At 62.5% G+C, this 18,026-nt stretch carries 18 protein-coding genes; 11 read left to right on the top strand and 7 right to left on the bottom strand.

Going from position 1 to position 18,026, the window contains the following annotated elements:
* The first annotated feature begins 73 nt into the window (after nucleotides 1–73).
* From rpe to USDA257_RS18425, 5 genes are all read left to right on the top strand, one after another.
* The gene (rpe, locus tag USDA257_RS18445) at nucleotides 74–748 is read left to right on the top strand and encodes a ribulose-phosphate 3-epimerase (protein ID WP_014764461.1); all 675 of its coding nucleotides are present in this window, start codon (nucleotides 74–76) and stop codon (nucleotides 746–748) included.
* Nucleotides 748–1,491, top strand: coding sequence for a DUF2259 domain-containing protein (locus tag USDA257_RS18440; protein WP_014764460.1), 744 nt, complete (start codon nucleotides 748–750; stop codon nucleotides 1,489–1,491). Before rpe ends, USDA257_RS18440 begins: the two co-directional genes overlap by 1 nt.
* Entirely contained in the window at nucleotides 1,488–2,018 is a 531-nt protein-coding gene (locus USDA257_RS18435; RefSeq protein WP_048657407.1) for a hypothetical protein, read from the top strand. Before USDA257_RS18440 ends, USDA257_RS18435 begins: the two co-directional genes overlap by 4 nt.
* A gap of 67 nt (nucleotides 2,019–2,085) precedes the next feature.
* Complete coding sequence (gene purB / locus USDA257_RS18430; protein WP_041414393.1) at nucleotides 2,086–3,393, top strand: adenylosuccinate lyase; 1,308 nt, start codon at nucleotides 2,086–2,088, stop codon at nucleotides 3,391–3,393.
* A 147-nt stretch (nucleotides 3,394–3,540) separates the two neighbouring features.
* Entirely contained in the window at nucleotides 3,541–3,846 is a 306-nt protein-coding gene (locus tag USDA257_RS18425) for a PilZ domain-containing protein (protein WP_014764457.1), read from the top strand.
* A gap of 94 nt (nucleotides 3,847–3,940) precedes the next feature.
* On the opposite strand, the gene USDA257_RS18420 is transcribed toward USDA257_RS18425, so the two are convergent.
* Nucleotides 3,941–4,750 carry a DUF2189 domain-containing protein gene (locus USDA257_RS18420; protein ID WP_014764456.1) on the bottom strand — a complete coding sequence of 270 codons (810 nt, stop codon included), beginning with the start codon at nucleotides 4,748–4,750 and terminating at the stop codon, nucleotides 3,941–3,943.
* A 161-nt stretch (nucleotides 4,751–4,911) separates the two neighbouring features.
* On the opposite strand from USDA257_RS18420, the gene USDA257_RS18415 reads away from it, so the two are divergent.
* Entirely contained in the window at nucleotides 4,912–5,466 is a 555-nt protein-coding gene (locus tag USDA257_RS18415) for an RBBP9/YdeN family alpha/beta hydrolase (RefSeq protein WP_041415402.1), read from the top strand.
* Between the two features lie 24 nt (nucleotides 5,467–5,490).
* On the opposite strand, the gene USDA257_RS18410 is transcribed toward USDA257_RS18415, so the two are convergent.
* From USDA257_RS18410 to USDA257_RS18390, 5 genes are read right to left on the bottom strand one after another with little or no spacing between them, the layout of a single operon-like run.
* Entirely contained in the window at nucleotides 5,491–6,297 is an 807-nt protein-coding gene (locus USDA257_RS18410; RefSeq protein WP_014764454.1) for an ABC transporter ATP-binding protein, read from the bottom strand.
* Between the two features lie 8 nt (nucleotides 6,298–6,305).
* Nucleotides 6,306–7,343, bottom strand: coding sequence for a FecCD family ABC transporter permease (locus USDA257_RS18405; protein ID WP_014764453.1), 1,038 nt, complete (start codon nucleotides 7,341–7,343; stop codon nucleotides 6,306–6,308).
* Nucleotides 7,340–8,350, bottom strand: a complete 1,011-nt coding sequence (locus USDA257_RS18400; protein WP_014764452.1) for a FecCD family ABC transporter permease — start codon at nucleotides 8,348–8,350, stop codon at nucleotides 7,340–7,342. The genes USDA257_RS18405 and USDA257_RS18400 overlap by 4 nt, the downstream gene beginning before the upstream one ends.
* Entirely contained in the window at nucleotides 8,347–9,705 is a 1,359-nt protein-coding gene (locus tag USDA257_RS18395) for an MATE family efflux transporter (RefSeq protein ID WP_014764451.1), read from the bottom strand. Before USDA257_RS18395 ends, USDA257_RS18400 begins: the two co-directional genes overlap by 4 nt.
* Before the next feature lie 44 nt (nucleotides 9,706–9,749).
* On the bottom strand, nucleotides 9,750–10,739 hold the full coding sequence (locus USDA257_RS18390; RefSeq protein WP_014764450.1) for an ABC transporter substrate-binding protein: 990 nt from the start codon (nucleotides 10,737–10,739) through the stop codon (nucleotides 9,750–9,752).
* A gap of 232 nt (nucleotides 10,740–10,971) precedes the next feature.
* On the opposite strand from USDA257_RS18390, the gene USDA257_RS18385 reads away from it, so the two are divergent.
* Nucleotides 10,972–11,865 carry a LysR substrate-binding domain-containing protein gene (locus USDA257_RS18385; RefSeq protein ID WP_014764449.1) on the top strand — a complete coding sequence of 298 codons (894 nt, stop codon included), beginning with the start codon at nucleotides 10,972–10,974 and terminating at the stop codon, nucleotides 11,863–11,865.
* A 66-nt stretch (nucleotides 11,866–11,931) separates the two neighbouring features.
* On the opposite strand, the gene USDA257_RS18380 is transcribed toward USDA257_RS18385, so the two are convergent.
* Nucleotides 11,932–13,221 carry an ABC transporter substrate-binding protein gene (locus USDA257_RS18380; RefSeq protein WP_014764448.1) on the bottom strand — a complete coding sequence of 430 codons (1,290 nt, stop codon included), beginning with the start codon at nucleotides 13,219–13,221 and terminating at the stop codon, nucleotides 11,932–11,934.
* Nucleotides 13,222–13,362: 141 nt separating this feature from the next.
* Here USDA257_RS18380 and USDA257_RS18375 point away from each other — a divergent pair, with 141 nt between their 5' ends.
* From USDA257_RS18375 to USDA257_RS18360, 4 genes are read left to right on the top strand one after another with little or no spacing between them, the layout of a single operon-like run.
* Nucleotides 13,363–14,385, top strand: coding sequence for a LacI family DNA-binding transcriptional regulator (locus USDA257_RS18375; RefSeq protein ID WP_014764447.1), 1,023 nt, complete (start codon nucleotides 13,363–13,365; stop codon nucleotides 14,383–14,385).
* Nucleotides 14,382–16,235 carry a DUF2264 domain-containing protein gene (locus tag USDA257_RS18370; protein WP_014764446.1) on the top strand — a complete coding sequence of 618 codons (1,854 nt, stop codon included), beginning with the start codon at nucleotides 14,382–14,384 and terminating at the stop codon, nucleotides 16,233–16,235. The genes USDA257_RS18375 and USDA257_RS18370 overlap by 4 nt, the downstream gene beginning before the upstream one ends.
* Nucleotides 16,232–17,242: a hydroxyacid dehydrogenase gene (locus USDA257_RS18365; protein ID WP_014764445.1), complete on the top strand. Its 1,011-nt coding sequence runs from the start codon at nucleotides 16,232–16,234 to the stop codon at nucleotides 17,240–17,242. Before USDA257_RS18370 ends, USDA257_RS18365 begins: the two co-directional genes overlap by 4 nt.
* Nucleotides 17,239–18,009, top strand: coding sequence for a sugar phosphate isomerase/epimerase family protein (locus USDA257_RS18360; protein ID WP_041414391.1), 771 nt, complete (start codon nucleotides 17,239–17,241; stop codon nucleotides 18,007–18,009). Before USDA257_RS18365 ends, USDA257_RS18360 begins: the two co-directional genes overlap by 4 nt.
* Nucleotides 18,010–18,026 lie beyond the last annotated feature (17 nt).

Raw genomic sequence — 18,026 nt, 5'->3', positions numbered from 1 at the left:
CCGAGGCCCGCCCTCGCATGTTGTTCGCCCGGTCGCGGAATGCTATGGGCGCGGGAAAGACCGGAGGCTGTTCATGACCCACCCCATTCGCATTGCCCCATCAATTCTGGCGGCCAACTTCTCCAAACTCGGCCAGGAGGTCCGCGATGTCGTGGATGCCGGCGCCGATTGGATCCACCTCGACGTCATGGACGGCCATTTCGTGCCGAACATCACCTTCGGCCCCGATGTGATCAAGTCGCTGCGCCCCTACACGGACGCGACGTTCGATTGCCACCTGATGATCGCGCCGGCCGACCCCTTTCTCGAAGCCTTCGCCAAGGCCGGCTGCGATATCCTCACCGTCCATGCCGAAGCGGGCCCGCATTTGCACCGTTCCTTGCAGACCGTGAAGGCGCTCGGCAAAAAGGCCGGCGTCTCGCTCAATCCGGCTACGCCCGAAAGCGCACTCGAATATGTCCTGGACAGCGTCGATCTCATCCTGGTGATGACGGTCAATCCCGGCTTCGGCGGGCAGAAATTCATCTACGCGATGGAAGAAAAAATCCGCCGCATCAAGGCAATGGTCGGCGACCGGCCGATCGAGATCGAGGTGGACGGCGGCATCACGCCCGAAACCGCTGGCGTCGTCACTCGGGCGGGCGCCAACGTGCTGGTGGCCGGCTCGGCCATTTTCAAGGGCGGCTCCGTCGAGGCCTACCACACCGCCATCGAAGCGATCCGCACGCCGGCCGAGAAGGGCCGCTGATGAGCTTGCGGGCGGCAATCGCGACTGCAGCCCTGATCGCAACGGCGCTTGCCGCGCCGCCCGCGCTCGCCGGCGACTATGCCAGTTTTCAGCCGATCGGCTTTTCTTCGGACGGCAAGGTCTTCGGCTTCGAGGAATATGGCATTCAGGACGGCTCCGGCTTTCCGTATTCGACGATATACGTCCTCGACACGCAGACCGACACTTTTCTCCCAGGCGCCCCCGTGCGCGCCCGCGTCGAGGAGGATGGCGGTGCCCTGCCCGAGGCTCGCCGCGACGCACGTCAGCGGGCGGCGCCGCTGATCGACGCCTACCGTCTTCTCGATACGCCTGGATTGCTTGCCGCCTACAACCCGGTGACCGAGGCAGATGCGGCGGAGCACAGGCTGAGATACGATGCTTTTGCGGCCGACCCGCCTTTTCGAAAGACTTTTGAGCTCAAACTCGAAGAAAAGACCTTCGAGGCTCAGGGCATCTGCAAGGATCTCCAGAAAGCGATCAAAGGCTTTCGTCTCGTTATGGCGGAGAATGCCGGGCAACCCGTGTCCGAGGTGCTGCAGGACGATGCCCGCATTCCGGAAAGCCGTCACTGCCCGACCGGCTACCGCATCGGCGGGGTGGTGACTCACATCAATGATGACGGCTCGCAAGTGCATGTCGTTATGGTCCTGGTCAAATCCCTTGGTTTCGAAGGCACAACCGACGGGCGCTGGATCGCGGTTCCGACCTGGCCCGGACGATGAAAGAGGCCCGCCCGAGCGGGTTCGCTCCTGCCAATCGCCCGACACGGGCGCGCATGCTTCGTGCCATTCCGTCATGGCGGGAAACATTCATCGGTGCGCCCGCTTGGGGGCTGGCGATGGCGTTTTCGGCCTGGTACGCGCTCTGGCTGCGCGAGCATGACGCAACATTCCACCTCGAAAGCATCCTGCTGCTCTACGCCTCGGGCGGCCTCATCGCCTGGCCGCTCTCGCTTTTCGCGGGCCGCTGCCTGGCGCAGGATCGCACCATCGAAACGCGATTCGCGGCCTATCTCCTGTGCCTGATCGCCGGCACCATCGGGGTGACGGCGCTGCTCTTCGCGCTCGATTATCGGCTCTTCTATTCGCAGTGGCATGCGGCGACCGGCTCGCGCGTCTGGTTCTACCAGGCACTGTTCACGTCGCTTTCCGCTTATTACCAGTTTCTGGTGCTAGGCGTCAGGCTATACCTGCCCCTCGGGGCTGTCGCTCTTCTGTTGGCGAGCCTGGGGCTGGCGCGTCCGCAATAACGTTGAGCTTCCGTCGCATCTTTGATAGATGGCACGCCATCCTCCACTGAATGAAAGCACAGAGCCTATGATCCCCCGTTACTCCCGGCCGGAAATGGTGGCCATCTGGTCGCCGGAAACGAAGTTCCGCATCTGGTTCGAGATCGAGGCGCACGCCTGCGACGCGCTGGCCGAAATCGGTGTGATCCCCAAGGGAGCGGCCAAGACCATCTGGGAAAAGGGCGGCGCGGCTGAGTTCGATGTGGCGCGCATCGACGAAATCGAAGCGGTCACCAAGCACGACGTCATCGCCTTCCTCACCCATCTTGCCGAATTCGTCGGCCCGGACAGCCGCTTCGTGCATCAGGGCATGACCTCGTCCGACGTGCTCGACACCTGCTTCAACGTGCAGCTCGTCCGTGCCACGGATCTCCTGCTCGCCGACCTCGACAGGCTGCTCGAGGCGCTGAAGCGCCGCGCCTTCGAACACAAGGATACGGTGACAATCGGCCGCTCGCACGGCATCCATGCGGAGCCCACCACTTTCGGCGTCAAACTGGCGCTCGCCTATGCGGAATTCGACCGCTGCAAAGAGCGCCTTCTCGCCGCCCGCGAGGAGATCGCGACCTGCGCGATTTCCGGTGCCGTCGGGACCTTCGCCAACATTGATCCGCGCGTCGAGGAACATGTCGCGAAGGCGCTAGGCCTGAAGCCGGAGCCAGTCTCCACGCAGGTGATCCCGCGCGACCGCCATGCCATGTACTTCGCCACCCTCGGCGTCATCGCGTCCTCGATCGAGCGTCTCGCGACGGAAATCCGCCATCTGCAGCGCACCGAGGTGCTGGAGGCGGAGGAATATTTCTCGCCCGGACAGAAGGGCTCCTCGGCCATGCCGCACAAGCGCAATCCGGTGCTGACCGAAAATCTGACGGGCCTGGCCCGCATAGTTCGCGCCTTCGTCGTTCCGGCGATGGAAAACGTTGCTCTCTGGCACGAGCGCGATATTTCGCATTCCTCGGTCGAACGGATGATCGGACCGGACGCGACGGTGACGCTCGATTTCGCCCTGGCGCGGCTGACCGGCGTCGTCGACAAGCTCCTCGTCTATCCCGAGAACATGATGAAGAACATGAACAAGTTCCGCGGGCTTGTTCATTCGCAGCGGGTGCTTCTCGCCCTCACCCAGGCCGGCGTTTCTCGCGAGGACGCCTACCGCCTCGTGCAGCGGAATGCCATGAAGGTGTGGGAAGAAGGCAAGGATTTCCTGGAGGAACTGCTGGCCGACCAGGAAGTCCGCGCGGCGCTCTCCGAAGAGGACATCCGCGAGAAATTCGATCTCGGCTATCACACCAAGCACGTCGACACGATTTTCCGACGGGTGTTCGGCGCGGTCTGACCGCACTCTCCGAGTGCCACTCGAAAGCTAGGCGCGGAATCGACCCGCATTTGAGTCGCTCGCTTCAAATGCGGGCGATTTTATTAGCGGACCCTTCAGCGCTCGCATGGAATCTGAACGTTCTAACAATCAGGTTTCGAGGAAGCTATGGCGCATAAGGAGAGCGTTCAGCGCGCATCCGCCCGCACTGACACGAAAATAACCGGGACGGTCAGTTGCAAGACCGGCTCTTGCAACGGCGTCGTGAAGGATCTTTCCGACGAAGGAATTTGCTTTCAGCTGCTGTTCGATATCGGCGCCCGGACGGGGCAGGAAGTGACGATCCGCAGCGAGGAGCTAGGCTTCCTCACCGGCATGGTGCGGTGGTGCCGCGGCGACAGGATCGGCATCAAGCTCAAGCTGTCATCGAACACGGCCGCGCAAATCTCGTCCTACTATAAATTTTTCCGGTAAGCCGACGGCCGGCAATGGCCGGCCGTCCTGCTTTAGGTTCTTGTTTATGCATGTCGTAGCCCCAAAACCGCTGCGCACTTTTGGGCGACATGCACTAGTGGATCGGCTGGGCCGGCTCCACCAATTTCCGATAGAGATGCCAGGTGGCGTGGCCGAAGATCGGCATGATAACTGCTAGACCAACAAAGACCGGGATCGACCCGATCACCAGGCCGACCGCGATGATCAGCCCCCACAAGGCGACCGGCACCGGATTGGCGAGGGTTGCTCTTACCGAGGTCTCGATCGCCGTAAAGGCGCCGACATCCCTGTCTAGCAGCAGCGGGAAAGAGATGACGCTGATCGACAGCACGATCACCGCGAAAACAAATCCAACCGCATTGCCGATGAGGATCAGGTTCCAGCCCTGCTCCGTGCCGATGATGCCATTCCAGAATTCGGCGATGGAGTTCGGCGGCGTTGCGCCGAACATCGTTACATAGAGGCCCTGGGCGACCAGGAGCCAGACGACGAAAATGACGAACAACAGGGCCGCCACCGCCAGGATCGACGGAATTGCCGGATTGCGGTGCAACCGCAGCGCATGCGGCCAAGACGCGTCCATGCCGAGTTCGCGGCGCCGGCTGATCTCATAAAGACCGATGGCCGCGACAGGCCCGATGAGGGCAAAGCCGGATGCGAGCGGATAGAGCAACGGCAGCATGTTCGCCCCCGCGCTCCAGGTCATCAGCACGACGCCGGCGATAGGATAGATGAGACACAGAAAAACATAATGCGACGGCTTCTCGCGGAAATCATCGAACCCGAGACGCAGCGCGTCGAACACATCTGCAATGCCAATCTTTCGTATCTCGGGATGAACGGCGCTTTCGTTCGCCCCCGAGAGGACATGGAAGGTTGTCATGGCTCACACTCCTCAACGAACCAGAGCAGCCATGGATCCGCAGCGGCGGCAAGAAGATGGCCGATGCGAACCGCGACCGCCATCTCGGATTATACAGAAAATGCAACCCTTGTCGCCTGTGCCTTGACTTCGGCTCTTTTCGTCGCCAAATCGCGGCGATCATGAAGGTTTCAGAAGCGCATATCCTCATCGTTCCGGGCTATACCAATTCCGGACCGGACCATTGGCAAAGCCGTTGGGAGCGGAAGCTGTCGACCGCGCGTCGAGTCGTGCAGGCGGAATGGTCGAAGCCGGTGCGCGAGGATTGGGTGGCGCGGATGATCGAAGAAATCAATGCCGCAACGAAGCCGGTGGTGATCATCGCCCACTCGCTGGGCGTCGCCACTGCCGTTCATGCGCTCCCGCATTGCAAGAAGAAGATTGCGGGCGCCTTTCTTGTCGCCCCGCCCGACGTCGCCAATCCGAATATCCGCCCGAAGCATCTGATGACCTTCGGGCCTTATCCGCGCGACCCGCTGCCCTTTCCATCACTTGTGATCGCCAGCCGCAACGATTCCTTCGGCTCCTACGAGCAGGCGGGCGACATCGCCAATGCCTGGGGATCGATGCTCATCGACGCCGGCGAGGCGGGCCACATCAATACCGAATCCGGCCACGGGCCATGGCCGGAAGGCACGATGGTATTCGCCCAATTCCTTACCCGCCTCCAGGCCTGAGCGGCCGGACGACCGAGACCGTTCTCACGCAGCAGCCGCTGAATCATTCCGGGCCGCGATTCGGACCTGGAAATGGGGTGGCCTACCGTCAGCGGGCGCAAGCATGAATTCACCTTCGACCTGGAAGGCCTTCTGGATCAGTCCGCTTCGCGCAAGTGCGGTTGCATCGCCGGTGAATCGCACCTCGCCGCTCGTCATGAGAACGATCCTGTCAGCGATCGCCATCGCATGATTGAGGTCGTGGATGGAGAGGACGACCGCCACCTGGCGTTCTCGCGCGAGCCGGCAAACCAGCTCGAGAACCTCGACTTGATGACCGATATCGAGGAAGGATGTCGGTTCATCGAGAAGGAGTATCCTCGCTTCCTGCGCGAGGGCGGCAGCGATCCAGGCGCGTTGTCTTTCCCCGCCAGATATCGCATCGAGGCGCCGCTCAGCGAGTTCGCCCAATCCCGTCTGCTTCAATGCCCACGAGACCGCCTGCTGATCTCGGGAGGAGAAGCCTCCGAAGAGGCCCAGATGGGCGAAGCGCCCCTGCCGCACGAGCTGTTCGACCGTCATGTTCTCCGGCGACAGCGGCGCCTGCGGCAGGAAGGACAATCTTTTCGCCAGCTCCCGTCTCTTCCACTGGCCTACGCCACGGCCCTCGATCATCGCGCTTCCCAATGACGGTCGGTTGAGACCGGCAAGCGCATGGAGGGCTGTGCTTTTGCCGGAACCGTTCGGCCCGATGAGCGCGATGATCTCGCCGGGAGCAACATCGATGGAAAAATCGTTGAGAGCGGTCAATTCGCCATACCGAACCGTGATGTTTCTGGCGGACAGGAGCATGGCGGGCCTCACTGGTGACGTCGCAACAGCGTTAGGAGAATGGGCGCACCGGCAAAGGCGGTGACGACACCGATGGGGATTTCCTCCGGGCCACCGACCAGGCGTCCAGCGAGATCGGCCGCCGTCACCAGCACCGCACCGACGAGCGCGGAGAGCGGCAGAACGAGATGGAAATGCCGGCCAGCGACGAAGCGCGCCATGTGCGGCAGCACAAGTCCAACGAAGATCAGCGGGCCGACGGCACCGACCGCACTTGCCGCCAGCATGCAGGCAACCGCAAGAACAAGGCTGAACCACAGGCGATAGGATAGACCGAAGGAGCGGGCCGCATCCTCCTCGAACTGGAGCATGGCGAGTGGGCGCTGCACAAAAGGAAGAGCCAACAGGCCCGCGATTGTGAACGGCAGGAGAAACAGCACATGCTCCCAGCCTCGGGCATAGAGACTGCCGGAAAGCCACTGCATGACAATCTCGATGCGGGCGCTGCCCCAGCCAACCACGATGCCCATGGCGATCGCATGCAGGAAGGCCCCAATCGCAATGCCGCAGAGCGTCAGCCTCAAGGCGCTCAAACCTTTGCCGAGCGCCAGGGCATAGATCAGGGCGCCCCCGAGGAGCCCGCCTGCGCATCCTATGAGTGGCAGCCAGCCGACTGGCAAGGCGTAAAGCGTGTTGGAATCCGAGTTCAGGCGGTAGACGGCAAAGAACAGGAAGATCGTCACCGCGACCGTCGCGCCTTGTGAAATTCCCATGATCGTCGGATCTGCAAGCGGATTGCGGGTGATCGTTTGCAGCAACATGCCGGCAACGGCGAAGTGCATGCCCGCGAGAATGCCGGTGACGATCCGCGGGATACGGATCGTGGCAATGATGAGGTTTCCTTGATCCGATCCCTGCCCGGTCAGGACCGCCATGATCTCCGCAGCGGGCAGATCCACGACGCCCAAGAAGACGGAAAGAATGATGAGGCCGAAAGCGCCCGCGATCAGGCCGGCGATCTCCCTGCTGCCGAAACGATTTGCATCGGAGACGGGAGCAACAGTCATTCGATTGCTCCCTTGCCGATCGAGATGTCGCGACGCTGCGCCAGATAGATGAAGATCGGACCACCGATCAGCGCAGTGAGTATGCTGACCGGAATTTCGCGCGGCGCCGCAACCGAGCGTGCCACCACATCGGCTGTCAGGAGCAGGCCGCCGCCGATGGCGATATTGAGCAGTATCGACGAGAAGCTGTCCTGCGGACGCAGGAGCCGCACTAGATGCGGCGCCGCAAGGCCCACAAAGGCGACTGGCCCCGCGACCGGCGTGACGCCGGCCACGAGCCCAATCGCTGCGAGCAACAGCACCGGCTTCCAGATCGACAGATTGACACCCAAGCCGGCAGCGGCTTCGTCTCCGAGCATCAACACGCCGATGACCCGGTGACTGGCGAGCGCCACCGCAAGACTGGAAACTATCCAAGGCAACATGTAGACGATCTGCGGCCAGGACCTGCCCTGCAAGCCTCCCGACAGCCAAAACAGCACCGAGGGGGATTGCGGGCCGCCCCTGAGGAGCACGTAGGTCGTGACCGCGTTGAGGAACAAGGCAACGGTGATGCCTCCGAGCGCCATATGGAGCGGCGACGCCCGAGCGCCGCGCGCAACCCAGATCGTCATCGAGGCTGCCGCGAGCCCGCCGGCCATGCCGATCGCCGGGTAGTAGAACGACGATATGGCCGGAAAGAAGACGAAGGTGCTGACGATCGCGGCGACGGCGCCCGATGAAACGCCGGTCAGGTCGGGGGCCGCCAGCGGGTTCCTGGTGATCGACTGGAGCAGAAATCCGGAAACGGCGAGCGCGCCGCCAGCGAGAAAAGCGGCGATGCTGCGCGGCATGCGAAGGGTCCAGACGATGATGCCATCGGTCCCATCATTGGGCGAAGCGACCGCCGTCAAGGCCTGTGCAAGCGTCATCGGCTTTGCGCCGATCAGCAGGCCGAGCATCGCGACGGCAAAGGTTATTGCCGAGATGATCACTGTCAAAAGAGCCGAGCGGGAAATGTCTTTCATCGGGCTGGTTCCGCGGCGGTAGTGGGAATAACGCCCCGCTCGAACAGGAACACCATGCCCGCCGCTGCCGCGGCCAGTCCTACGCCCATGCCGATCCAGACTCCCAAGATGCCTGGGTAGACATGATAGCCCACCAGCCATGCTGTCGGAGCTCCAACGATCCAGTAGCTTCCGATCGTGATCCAGAACCCCTGCCCCGCGCGGCCGATACCCCGGACCGCTCCGATGGCGATGTTCTGCAGGAAATCGAAAACCTGAAAAAACGCCGCTGCGAACAGAAGCCCGGTTGCGATTTGATGCAGACGAGGGTCGCCCTGCGGCGTTATGGAAAAGAGAGCCAAGGCCTCGGATGGGAAAAGCAGCAACAGGACTGAAAAGGCCGACACGATCGAAAGCCCTAGACAGAGGCCGCTGCGACCGGCAGCGAGCGCAGACAAGCCGTCGCGCGCGCCGATCGCTTCGCTGACGCCGATGGATGTGGCGTGCGAAAGGCCGATCGACAGCATGAAGACGACATAGATGATCTGGTTGACGGCCGCGTGCGCCGCAAGCGCCGCCGCCCCGTAAGTGCCTGCCATCAGGACAATGAGCGTCGTGAACCCCGCTTCGGAGGCATAGGATCCCGCGGTGGGCATTCCGATCTTCAGAATTCGCCTTACTGACGAACCGATCTCGGCTGCGGATTTTTCCCTGATGAAACGGGTCGTTCCGTGGGTCATCGAAGCGATTGCGAGGAACTGCACCAAATAGGAAATGGAGCTCGACGCGGCGACGCCGGGGACACCGAGGAAGGGCAATCCGAACGCGCCAAACAGAAAGCCGTAGTCAAGCACCGCGTTTACCACAACCGTGCCCAGGGTGATCGAGAGCAACAGAGTGGCGCGCCGGCCACCAACGACCACGCCACGGTAGGCGTAGAACCAGAACAGGGGGAACAGGCCCGGGGCCACGAAGAGCAGATAGCGCGCTGCAAGTTCTGCGACATTCTCGTCCTGTCCGAACCCGTGAAGAAGAAAGCCGCCTGCAATCAAAGCCAGCGCGCCGATGACGGCCGCACCGGTGGCGATGGCAAGTCCCGCGAGGAGATGCGCGCGGAACATGCCGACACGACTTTCTTCAGCAACAAGGTTCGACGTGCCGACGATGAGCCCGAACCCCATCGTGCGCAGCAGATTGAACAGCGTAAAGCCGAGCGCCCCGGCGGCTAGCGCCGAGCCGCCCACCCAGCCCAGCATGATCATGTCCGTGGTGGAAATGGCGACCTGGGCCAATTGCACTGCGGACAGTGGCATAGCGAGCGCGCCGATGCGGCACGCCTGGCGGAAGGTGGGACGGGAAAGCGGCACGGCAGGCATATCCGGTTTGGCCCGGCCGCTTTCGCGGCCATCGACTGATCAATTCACTGTCGCGGGATGATCTTGCGGGCCTCGACCTTGACATCGATGGCCGGAAAAACGTCCGGATAGAGGAAATGGGCTGCCTCGCGCAGAACCATCTCGCGAGCAATCGGCCCATGCGCCTCGACCCAGTGATCGCCGACATAGTGGACCCGTCCATTCCTGACGGCCGAGAGCTGCTGCCAGATCGGGTTGTTTTCATGCGGACGATCCGGACCGTAGTCATAGACGAAGATGACTTCCGGGTCCTTCTCCAGCATGGCTTCGAGGCTCATCTCCATGCCCCAGTTGTCCGGTACCGACGGGGTCGGGTTTTGTCCGGCAATGTTTTCCGCGCCGAGGGCGACGAGGATCGCTGCCGTCATGTTTTCCGAACGGAAAACCCATGGGGTATCGCCGCCCCACATCACCACGAAGCGCGGATGCTTGTCCTTCGGCGCCTTTTCGCCGAACGACGCGAGATCGGCCTTGAACTCGGCGTTCAACTCCTGCCCGCGCTTGGTATCGCCTAGGATGGTTGCGAGTTGGCCGATGGTCCGGTCGCTATCGGCGAAGAGCTCGAGGCTGTAGGCAAGATAAGGCGCGATCTTCTGGTACTGATCGGCGTTGCCCTCCGTATAGCGGCGGATGGCAACCGTGACGTCCGGCTTCGCCTCTGCGAGAAGCTCGAGATTGGGCGTCGCCCGCTGACCGATCTGCTTCACCCCGTCGAGATGGCCACCGAGAAAATCAGGGCTCCTGCCCTCGACCATATAGGTGGCGGCGACCGGCTTGATGCCGAGCGCCAGCGCAACATCTGCGGCGAAATAAGAAACCGAAGCGATTCGCTTCGGTTGTACCGGGACGGCGACGGCGACACCGCGGTCGTCAATGACGTTGAAGGCGTCGTCGGCGTGCGATGGGGCCGCGATACAAGCGGAGAGTGCGAGGCTTGCAGCAAAAAGGCGGCCGAGTACGGCCGAATTTTTGAAAGTGGTGAGGCTCGGAAACATGACGGTCTCTCCGGATGAGAAATTCTTGGGTTCAGAAACGGACACTCGGTCAAAGGGGCGGCGCTTGCGTGACGCGCAATCTGGCCCCTGCGGCTCACATGCGGCGCGAGAAGGCTGCGCGATCTCCTGTACGGTCTTCAAAGCTGGCGACTTTCAGATATCCGTTGCTGTCAGGCCGGAATCTGGATAGTCATGGTCAAGTTAATTGCAAGCGAAAGATTTTCAGTCCGGCATGAGAAATTCTCAAACGCAGCGCTTCAAACTACCTCCGCTTGCGACCCTGCCGGCCTTCGCGAGCGCCGCGCGCACTGGCAGTCTGACACTCACCGCACGCGAGATGAACCTCACCCCGGGCGCGATCAGCCGACAAATCAAGGCGCTGGAAGACGCGCTCGGTGTCTTGCTCTTTCATCGGAGCCACAATGCGATTTCGCTGACGGAAATCGGGCGGCAATACCTGACCCATGTCAGCGCCGCCCTCGCGACGATCGAAAACGGTACGCGCGCGCTGCAGCCCGATCGGGCGCGATTGGTCATACAGGCGCCGATAACGTTGGCACGGCGCTGGCTGATCCCGCGGCTCGGCTCGTACCGTCATGAAAATCCGAACGTCGATCTCATCATCGAGTCGCTGGCACTCGGTGCGACCGGTGTGCCCGACGTGGTCATCACCTATAGGCGCGGTACGGCGGAAGCCGACTTCCCGTCCGCCTTCTTGCTCGACAGGTCGATTGCCGTCTGTTCGCCGCTGCTGATCAGCGGATCGGGGTCCCATGTCCAGCCGCAGGACCTCCTCGATCTGCCGCTCCTGCTCGACACGGCGGATGCCTGGTCATGGCAACGCTGGTGCGGCGCAGCACAGATGGCGTTCAAACCGCGTGGGGGCAGCATCGCCTTCGACACCGACGAAGCGTCAATCGACGCCTGCATATCCGGCCTCGGCATAGGCCAGGCGAGCCCCGCGCTGATCGAACGAGCGTTGCGGGAGGGACAGCTGGTCGCTTTGTGCCCCGGCGTTAATCCGATCGTCGGAGCCTACGAGATCTCGATCGCCGCGGGGACCCCGGCATCGGTTGCCTTCAACGAGTGGCTGTCAGGCTGGAGGGAAACTGTCGGCGAACAGTGAGCGAGCTGTAGGCGTGGCGGTCGGAGCGACCGCCCCGATCCGCCGCGACTATCTGCTAATTGGGTGTCAGCCGGCGCGAACCGTAGCCTTGCCCTCCTCGACCAAGCGGGTCGCCGCGTCCGCGATCGAAACGCGTTCGAAGGCCAGTTCGTCGGCGATCGGGCGAAGCACCCGCTGGTCGAACTCCGTCGAGCCGAGCGGTGCGGGCGCCGGATAGCTGCCCACCTGGTCCTTCAGCGCGTTGATGTATTTTACTGTTTCCGTTTCCGTCGGGTTGAGCGACGGCAGGATTGCCTCGCGCACCTTGCGCGACATCGGCACGCCGCGCTCGACGCCGAGGATCTTGCCGGCTTCCGGGTCGTTGACGAAGAAATTGATGAACTTCGCGGCTTCCTCGCCATGCTTGGTCGTCGCGCCGATGCTCCAGATCAAGGCCGGGCGATAATAGTGGCCGGAAGGTCCGCCCTTTTCGGCGCGCGGCAACATGCCGATGCCGAGCTTGCTCTTCATGATGAGCTGATAGCCGACCATCTGGTTGGAATAGGCCATGCCCATGGCCGAGTAGCCGAGCGACAGGCAATTGGTGTCAATGGTGTTCTGATCGAGCGTCTGGATATCGGCGCCGACGGTACCGCCGCGCTTGCGCAGATCCTCCCAATAGGCATACCACTCCTTGGCTTCATCGACGCCGAAACCGAGGCCGCTCTCCGTGTAGAGGCTGCTTCCGCGTTGCCTGAGCCATGCGTCGAAGACATAGGCATAGCGGGCTCCGTATGGCCCGCCCCACACGTTCTTCTTGCCGGCGGCTTTGGTCATCTCGATCGCAATGTCGGCATATTCGGACCAGGTCGTATCAACCCCGGGAGGCGTGATTCCTGCTTTCGCGAAGGCGTCGGCGTCATAGAACAATGCGAAGGAGTTGAGGCCGAGCCCGACGCCCCAGAGTTTGCCATCCACCGTCGTCAGCTTCAGCACATCCTTGCCGAAGGCATCGACGTCCAATGTCGATGGGATGAACGGGTCGAGGGCGAGGCAGGCGCCGCGCTTGGAATAGTCGGAAATCGTACTCGGCTCGAGCTGGAAAACGTCGGCGATCGCGCGGCCGGCCATCTGGGTGGCGAGTTTGGTCCAGTATCCGTCGCCGCTGAGGCTCTCGCCGACAACCGATATGTCCGGGTTCTTCTCCTGGAACAGCTTGGCAACGCTCAGCGTTCGCTTCGAGCGATCATTGGATCCCCACCACATGGCGCGTAGCTGCACGTTTTCGGCCGCGAAGGGTGAGTTTGCCCCGAGCGCGATGCCGGCGGCGGCCGTGCCTGCCGACCCGAGCAGGAATGTGCGTCGATTGAGTAGCATGCCGTTCTCCTCCTGTCGTTGCCTCGCGCTCTCCTCCAGCGCGGGGCGGAACCAAGTCGGGCAAGCTTATGCAAGAAACTACCTTTTGCAAGAATTTGTTTTAATCTTGCAAATTTGCATTGATTGCGCGATGTTTGCGATATGACAGACACATCTTCCAAACGGCTCCGGCAAGCGGACATTGCAACCCGCGCCGGGGTCTCCATTTCTACCGTCTCGCGCGTCCTTGCGAACGAACCGGGCATCAGCGAGGACGTTCGCCGGCAGATCCTCCAGGTTGCGAGCGACCTCGGCTATCCGATAAAGGCGCCTTCGGTTCCGGGAGCACTGGCTCTGATTGCGAGCAATGGCGTGACCGGAGGGCTCAGCGTCTTCTATGAGGGCATCGTCGAGGGCCTACGTTCCGAGGCGGCCAAATTGGGCATGCCGTTCGATATTCGCCTTGTCCGGGAGGCGAAAGCGACGCCGGAAATTGTGCGCGAGCACCTCCAGGCCGTCGGCGCAGAAGGGCTCTTCCTGGTGGGGATCGATCCGGCCGATGTCCTTTGCAAATGGCTCGAGGACAGTGGCACCCCTGTCATTCTGGTCAATGGCACCGATGTGCAGATGCGTTTCGACGGTGTCTCGCCCGCGAACTTCTTCGGCGCCTACGCGGCGACGCAGCGGTTAATCGATGCAGGCCATCGCCGCATACTGCACCTGACCGGATCGCATCGGCACACGATCCGCGAGCGCGTTCGCGGCTTCGAGGCGGCAGTCGCCGCGGTTGATGGGGGCGAAGCGCGCGTCATCCGCCTGCCGTTCGAGAGCAATTCCAGCGTCGAGGCGCATGCGGCAACGCTCGCCGCGCTCGCGGAGGACGGCGGATTTTCCGCCGCGTTCTGCATGAACGACTTTATCGCCGTTGGCGTTCTCGAGGCGGTCACGGAGATCGGCCGGCGCGTGCCCGAGGATTTCGCCGTCATCGGTTTCGACGACCTGCCTTGCGCCGAGATGGCCAATCCCCGGCTTGCGACGATGCGTGTCGACCGCGTCGCCCTTGGTCGCGAGGCGATCGGCATGATGCATTTCCGTCTCCATCATCGGGAGGCGCCCGCCCGGCATGTGTCTCACGCGGTGATCCCCGTGCCCGGCGGAAGCTTGGACCAGAGACAGCGCCCATGACCTATGATCCCGCCAGTGCCAATCCGCTCGCCACCAATCCACTCGAAACGCGCAGCGACATGCAGCGCGCCCTGCTGGGCCTCTTCGATCCGCTGTTGCCTTATTTTTCCGAGGGAAATGCGCGCGTGCGCCTTGACGCTGCGGCCGCCCACTTCGATCGGGCCGCTGCCGATCTCGAGGGGTTCGCGAGGCCTCTGTGGGGCCTTGCGCCGTTTGCCGCCGGTGGCGGCGATTTCCCCCATTGGCACCGTTATGCCGAAGGCATCGCCAACGGCACCGATCCGAACCATCCGGAATTCTGGGGCAAGGTGAACAACCGCGACCAGCGCATGGTCGAACTCGCCGCCCTCGGCTTCGCGCTTGCCCTGGTGCCGGAGAAACTATGGGACCCGCTGAACGGCCGGGCGCGGGACAATCTTGTCGCCTATCTGCTGCATGCGCGGAAATTCGACTACGCCGACAACAATTGGAAGTTCTTCCGCATCCTGGTCGACATCGCCCTCGATCGCCTGGGCGTAGAATACGACCGCAGCCTGACGAATGCCTATCTCTCCGAGCTCGATGGCTTCTACATTGCGGACGGGTGGTATCGGGACGGCAATGTGCCGCGCGTCGATCACTACATCCCCTTCGCGATGCATTTCTATAGCCTCATCTACTCGCGCCTCGTCGAGGATGACCACGCCAAGCGCTATCGCGAGCGCGCCCTCGCCTTTGCTCAGGATTTTCGTCACTGGTTCGCCGAGGATGGAGCAACCGTCCCCTTTGGCCGCAGCCTCACCTATCGCTTCGCCTGCGCCGGTTTCTGGTCGGCGCTGGCCTTCGCCGATCTCGAGGCGCTGCCTTGGGGCGAGATCAAGGGGCTTTGTGTTCGCCACCTCAGATGGTGGGCCGACAAGCCGATGACGCACAGGGACGGCGTGCTGTCGATCGGTTACAGCTATCCGAACCTCTTGATGTCGGAAAACTACAATTCGGCGGGCTCGCCCTACTGGGCGTTCAAGGCCTTCCTGCCGCTCGCAGTGGACAATGACCATCCGTTCTGGACTTCCACGGAAACGCCTCCTTCACCGCCCTCCGAAACGGTTGCGCTCCGTCATCCGGGCATGGTGATGATGCCTTGCAAGGGTGACGTCGTGGCGCTTTCCTCCGGCCAGGAGAACCGGCAGATGCGCTTCGGCTCGGAAAAATATGCGAAATTCGCTTATTCGACGCGCTACGGCTTCAGCGTCGAGAGCGACGAACGGGCCTTTGCCGGCGGGGCCTTCGATTCCATGCTGGCTTTCAGTGACGACGGCATTCATTACCGCGTGCGCGAGACCAACGAAGAGGCGCGGCTTGATGGCAATGTGCTCTTTTCCAGGTGGTTGCCCTGGCCGGATGTTGTCGTTGAGACATGGCTGCTGCCGGCCTCACCCTGGCATGTGCGAGTGCACCGGATCACGACTCCGAGGCCGCTTGAAACAGCCGAAGGCGGCTTTGCCATCGCCAGACGAGACTTCGAGGCCGACACGCTTTCCGCGTCGACAGGCGAGGCCTATGCCATCGGGGAAGAGGATTTCAGCGGAATTCGCGACCTCGGCTCGATGGTCGCGCGCCAAGGTCTGGCGCAGAAGGCGCCACCAAATACCAACCTCATCGCCGCAAGGACGTTGATACCGCAACTGCGGGCTACGATTCCCGCTGGCAAAACGATTCTTCGCTGTGCCGTCCTGGCGGTTCGCGACATCTCGGCCGTAACGAGCGACTGGGACGTTCCGCCCGCCGCCCCGGACATCGCCGCGTTGCGCGCCATCGCGGAGCAAGGCGTGACCGTCAGTGCCATGCAGGCGCCGGGGCGCAAGCCATGACCCGCCCGGCGCTGGCTTTTGCGATGCAGCCCGAAAGGACGGAACACGTCCTGACGCCGGAACTTCTCGCGCGGGTCGACGGTCTTGCGCGCATACTCGATCCGCAACCGATGACTGTGTTCGGCGACAGCCGGTCGAAGCGGTTGCTCGCCGAAGCGGAAATCCTGGTAACCGGCTGGGGCGCTCCACGCTTCGATGCGGCCGTTCTTCGGTCGGCGCCCCGCCTTCGCCTCGTTGTCCATGCGGCAGGAACGGTCAAGGGCCTGATCGACACGACTGTGTTTGATGCGGGAATAACCGTGAGCCATGCGGCCGTGGCCAATGCCGTGCCTGTCGCAGAGTTCACGCTCGCGGCAATCATTTTTGCGGGCAAGCAGGTCTTTCGCTTCCGCGATCTCTATGCCGCCGACAGAGGACGCCAGCGGACCCTGATCCTGCAGGGACAGGCGATTGGAAACTATCGCCGCACGATCGGCATAGTGGGCGCCTCGCGGATCGGAAGACGGGTGATCGACCTCCTTCGCCCCTTCGATTATCGGGTGCTGCTCTACGATCCGCTGGTCGGGCAGGAATGCGCTTCCGGCCTCGGTGGGGAAAAAGTTGAACTCGATACGTTGATGGCGAACTCGGACATCGTCTCGCTGCATGCGCCGGCGCTGCCCGAGACGAGGCACATGATCGACGCACGGCGGCTGTCCTTGATGATGGACGGGGCAACCCTGATCAACACGGCGCGGGGGGCGCTCGTCGATCAAACCGCGCTCATCGACAGGTTGAAGACGGGCGCGATCAACGCCGTCATCGACGTCACAGATCCCGAGGTGCCGGAAGATGCGTCGCCTCTTTATGATCTGCCGAACGTTTTCCTGACCCCGCACATCGCCGGCGCCGTCGGCCTCGAAAGGACACGTCTCGGCGAAATGGCTGTCGATGAAATCGAGCGTTTTCTTGAGGATCGGCCGCTGCTATTCGAGATCCACAAGAGCGACTTGGAGCGCATGGCATGAGCAATTTCGAAGCCGGCCTCTGCACCGTCACCTTCCGTAGCTTGCCCCCGGACAGAATTGTCGAGCTGGCCAGAGAAGCCCGGATTGCCGCAGCCGAATGGGCGGGGGATGCTCATGTTCCTCCCGGGAAGACATCCATAGCCCGGATTGTCGGGCGCCTCAGCAAAAGGGCTGGACTGACGACATCCTACGGCTCCTACGTCGCGCCACCGACCGACGACCTTTCCGAATTCGTGCGCGCAGTTGAAAGTGCGACCGCGCTCGGAGCCTCGAATATCCGCATTTGGCCCGGCACGCGCCGGCGCGATTCCAAGGACTACAACGCCGCTGAGAGACGCGCTGCGGCAGATGCGATCCGCGACATGGGCGCCGAGGCCGCGCGGCACGAGGTGACCGTGTCGTTGGAATATCATCCGCAATCCCTGACGGACACGACCGATTCGGCATGCCGCCTGATCGAGGCGATCGCCCACGACAATGTCTATCTCTATTGGCAGCCGCGGCCCGGGCTCGCGGTCGAGGAGGCGCTCGCCGAGGTCGCGCGGGTCGGTCAGCATGTGTCCCATGTCCACGTCTTCGCCTGGGACCGGGAGCGTAACCGCTTTCCCTTGGCGTCGGCGGCCGACTACTGGCGCACGATCCTCTCCGCCCTTCCGCGGTCTCGCTGGATCGGGCGGCGATTTGCGATGCTGGAATTCGTCGCCAATGACGACCCGGCCGCCTTTCTCGAGGATGCCGCGACACTCGAGCAAATCCTCATCCCGTGAAGAAGCGGGCGCCGCGG

It is taken from the genome of Sinorhizobium fredii USDA 257 (assembly GCF_000265205.3).
GTDB lineage: Bacteria > Pseudomonadota > Alphaproteobacteria > Rhizobiales > Rhizobiaceae > Sinorhizobium > Sinorhizobium fredii_B.
Note: the sequence above shows the minus strand (reverse complement) of the source record. Positions and strands in the feature narration are given on the sequence as shown.

Coding starts and splice junctions, on each gene's coding strand:
- rpe (WP_014764461.1), top strand. CDS start 74: ATGACCCACCCCATTCGCATTGCCCCATCAATTCTGGCGGCCAACTTC.
- USDA257_RS18440 (WP_014764460.1), top strand. CDS start 748: ATGAGCTTGCGGGCGGCAATCGCGACTGCAGCCCTGATCGCAACGGCG.
- USDA257_RS18435 (WP_048657407.1), top strand. CDS start 1,488: ATGAAAGAGGCCCGCCCGAGCGGGTTCGCTCCTGCCAATCGCCCGACA.
- purB (WP_041414393.1), top strand. CDS start 2,086: ATGATCCCCCGTTACTCCCGGCCGGAAATGGTGGCCATCTGGTCGCCG.
- USDA257_RS18425 (WP_014764457.1), top strand. CDS start 3,541: ATGGCGCATAAGGAGAGCGTTCAGCGCGCATCCGCCCGCACTGACACG.
- USDA257_RS18420 (WP_014764456.1), bottom strand. CDS start 4,750: ATGACAACCTTCCATGTCCTCTCGGGGGCGAACGAAAGCGCCGTTCAT.
- USDA257_RS18415 (WP_041415402.1), top strand. CDS start 4,912: ATGAAGGTTTCAGAAGCGCATATCCTCATCGTTCCGGGCTATACCAAT.
- USDA257_RS18410 (WP_014764454.1), bottom strand. CDS start 6,297: ATGCTCCTGTCCGCCAGAAACATCACGGTTCGGTATGGCGAATTGACC.
- USDA257_RS18405 (WP_014764453.1), bottom strand. CDS start 7,343: ATGACTGTTGCTCCCGTCTCCGATGCAAATCGTTTCGGCAGCAGGGAG.
- USDA257_RS18400 (WP_014764452.1), bottom strand. CDS start 8,350: ATGAAAGACATTTCCCGCTCGGCTCTTTTGACAGTGATCATCTCGGCA.
- USDA257_RS18395 (WP_014764451.1), bottom strand. CDS start 9,705: ATGCCTGCCGTGCCGCTTTCCCGTCCCACCTTCCGCCAGGCGTGCCGC.
- USDA257_RS18390 (WP_014764450.1), bottom strand. CDS start 10,739: ATGTTTCCGAGCCTCACCACTTTCAAAAATTCGGCCGTACTCGGCCGC.
- USDA257_RS18385 (WP_014764449.1), top strand. CDS start 10,972: ATGAGAAATTCTCAAACGCAGCGCTTCAAACTACCTCCGCTTGCGACC.
- USDA257_RS18380 (WP_014764448.1), bottom strand. CDS start 13,221: ATGCTACTCAATCGACGCACATTCCTGCTCGGGTCGGCAGGCACGGCC.
- USDA257_RS18375 (WP_014764447.1), top strand. CDS start 13,363: ATGACAGACACATCTTCCAAACGGCTCCGGCAAGCGGACATTGCAACC.
- USDA257_RS18370 (WP_014764446.1), top strand. CDS start 14,382: ATGACCTATGATCCCGCCAGTGCCAATCCGCTCGCCACCAATCCACTC.
- USDA257_RS18365 (WP_014764445.1), top strand. CDS start 16,232: ATGACCCGCCCGGCGCTGGCTTTTGCGATGCAGCCCGAAAGGACGGAA.
- USDA257_RS18360 (WP_041414391.1), top strand. CDS start 17,239: ATGAGCAATTTCGAAGCCGGCCTCTGCACCGTCACCTTCCGTAGCTTG.